Raw genomic sequence first — 2,672 nt, forward strand, 5'->3', positions numbered from 1 at the left:
CCACCACCCACCAACACCACAGCGGGACGTGCGCACAAGGGGATGTCAGAACCACACCACACCCCCACACCCCAACCCACCAGCAACAATGGGCAGTTCAAGACAGAAGCAGCAAACACCACATCACACACCGAATCACACCCCCGCCCACACTCCGCTTCACACCCCGGCTCACACGGTGCGTCACCATGGCCGATCGCGGCTGAACGGGTGAAAGGTGCGCGGCGCGCCGGATATTCGGTGGCGCTGCACCCGGCGATCAATCTATTCTTTACGTAGTTCCTCACCGGCACTGAGGACAGACCGAACCCGTTGGACAACCGAAAGGACTCCCCAGTGGAGATCATCATCGAGAAGGCCGTCGTCTCCTCCGTCGCCTGTGGCCCCGAGTCGGCCCAGGCGAGCACGGCGCGCCGGATCGCCACCTTCCTGCCGCTCCCGTCCCTGCTGGCCGGGGCCCGCGTCCTGCACGACCAGGACGAGAACATGACCGCGCTTCAGCTGCCCACGCTCGCCGGGCCGGTGCTACTGGTGATGCCCGCCGCCGAGGAGTTCGAGTACGTGATCATCTTCGAGGGCGAGACCGGCCGCCGGATCATCGGCAGCGTCCGCGAGGACCGCCGCGTCAAGACCAACGCCGCCCGCGTCGTCGCCTACCGCGCGGCCGAGTTCCTCCGCACCCGCCGTCTCGTCTGACGCCCTCCCAGGGCCCTTGTGTGGGGGCGCGCCGAGCCGCGCCCCCACACCCACCGACCGCCGAGCAGGAGGCAGGAGTCATGAGCACCACGTTCGGGCAGAGCCCGCAGGAGACGTCAGGCCGGCCGGAGCCGGAGCCGTACACCGAGTCCGAGGAGATGCAGGCGACGACCGCATGGGCGGAGGTCGTGAGCCGTGTGCGGTGCCGGTTCCGGGGCGCTCACCGGTCGCAGCGGGTGGAGCGTCAGGCGCGGCGCGCGTTCATCCTGGGGTACGTGGTCGGGGTGCGGAACGGGCACACCGGACCGGCCCTGACGGGCCGTGAGGTGCCCATCTCGGACGCGGTGCGCGCTGTCGGCGCACTGGCGGAACCCGACCTTCCCGGAGTCGGGCAGTTCGTGGAGTACCACGGCACGCAGGTGAACGCGTGGGGGCGGTACTGGGTGCAGGAGATCACGGAGTCCGCCGACCCGAGGACAGGGGAACGGGACATCCGCCTGACTCTCTACAAGGGCCGCCGCCTCATCCTGTCCCTCGTGCGTCCGTCCAGCGTGACCGCGCAGCCGGGGGCGTGGTGGGAGCCCGGCGGCGAGGACCAGGCGCAGGCCGCCGCCTAGCCCGCGTCTGACGTTTCCGCAGGTCAGGGGCCGCCTGGAAAATCGGTGGCCCCCAACCCCAAATCTATCTATTCTGAAGTTATTGGGGATGGCACCCCGGCACCGACCGAAACGCAAGGAGCAGTCATGCAGGAGCAGTTGACCAACCGCGCCGCCGTCGTCACCCCCGCCCCCGACGGGAGCGGGGCCGCCCGGAACGCGAGCCTTCAGGATCTGGCCATGGCGTTGCAGCAGCAGGAGGCGCGCAAGGTCGACATGGTCGTCCAGGCGGGGCGGATCCGGGCGGAGGGAGGGAACCTGCTGCTGACCGAGAACGCCCCGGTGCTCGGCCCGGACGGTGTGACGCTCACCGACCAGGTGATGCGGCCCACCTCCGTGGCCGACGAGGGGATCGCGGAGAAGCTTCGGATTCCGCTCGCCTACCTGCGCCGGATGCGGGCGGAGCGTCCGTCCCTGTACGACGCGAACGTGAACGGGTGGCTTGAGGCCGACCAGTCGCGGAAGCTGATGTTGAGGACGTTCAACCCGGGCGCGGGTGACGGCGGTATCGGGGTGCTGCGCGCGGTGCTCAGCGACTCCTACCGGAGGATCGATAGCTTCGACGTGCTGATCTCCGCGCTTGAGGGGGTCAAGGAGTCCGGCCACCCGATCGAGATCACGGGGTGTGATCTGTCCGAGCGGCGCATGGTGGTGCGGATCGAGTCGCAGGCGGTCCGGGTGAGGGCCGCCGAGCTCCTGAAGGGGTACCGGTCCCCGTTCAGCGGCCAGACCGGGGACCAGTGCCCCATCGTGTCGGCGGGGTTCGTGCTGTCGAACAGCGAGGTCGGGGCCGGTGCCTACACCATCACCCCGCGCATCACGGTCCAGGTGTGCACCAACGGGCTGACCATGACCAAGGACGCCTACCGGGCCGTGCACATCGGGGCGCGCATGGACGAGGGACTGATCCGGGTCTCTGAGGACACCAACGAGAAGCACCTCGCGCTGATCCAGGCGCAGACGCGGGACGCGGTCGCCACGTTCATGGACGCGGACTACGTCGAGGCCAAGTTGCGCGAGATCGAGCGGCAGGCCGGGCGCGAGGTCGCCGACCCCGCGAAGACCATCGAGGTGATCGGGAAGAAGCTCCGGTTCTCCGAGACCGTGCAGCAGTCGGTACTGAACCACTTCATCAAGGGCGGACAGCCCACCGCCGGAGGCATCCTCCAGGCCATCACCGCCACCGCCCAGACCCTCACCGACGCCGACGCCGCATACGAGCTGGAGGCCCAGGCGCTCGCCGCCATGGCGCTGGTTTGACCCGGGGCGGGGCCGGGCAGCCAAGCCCGGCCCCGCACCATCCAGGCGGGTGCGCAGCAC

General features: G+C 69.3%; 3 protein-coding genes. All 3 read left to right on the plus strand.

Features of this window, described 5'->3' with window-relative positions; all coding sequences use genetic code 11:
• The first annotated feature begins 336 nt into the window (after nt 1-336).
• The 3 genes from TR48_RS38350 to TR48_RS46190 all read left to right on the plus strand — a co-directional run bounded on the left by TR48_RS38350 (nt 337) and on the right by TR48_RS46190 (nt 2,612).
• Nucleotides 337-696, plus strand: coding sequence for a hypothetical protein (locus tag TR48_RS38350; RefSeq protein WP_042375616.1), 360 nt, complete (start codon nt 337-339; stop codon nt 694-696).
• A gap of 80 nt (nt 697-776) precedes the next feature.
• Nucleotides 777-1,313, plus strand: coding sequence for a hypothetical protein (locus TR48_RS38355; protein WP_042375617.1), 537 nt, complete (start codon nt 777-779; stop codon nt 1,311-1,313).
• A 126-nt stretch (nt 1,314-1,439) separates the two neighbouring features.
• Entirely contained in the window at nt 1,440-2,612 is a 1,173-nt protein-coding gene (locus TR48_RS46190; RefSeq protein ID WP_042375620.1) for a hypothetical protein, read from the plus strand.
• Nucleotides 2,613-2,672: the final 60 nt, after the last annotated feature.

The sequence above is a fragment of the Streptacidiphilus neutrinimicus genome (assembly GCF_000787815.1).
Taxonomy (GTDB): Bacteria; Actinomycetota; Actinomycetes; order Streptomycetales; family Streptomycetaceae; genus Streptacidiphilus; species Streptacidiphilus neutrinimicus.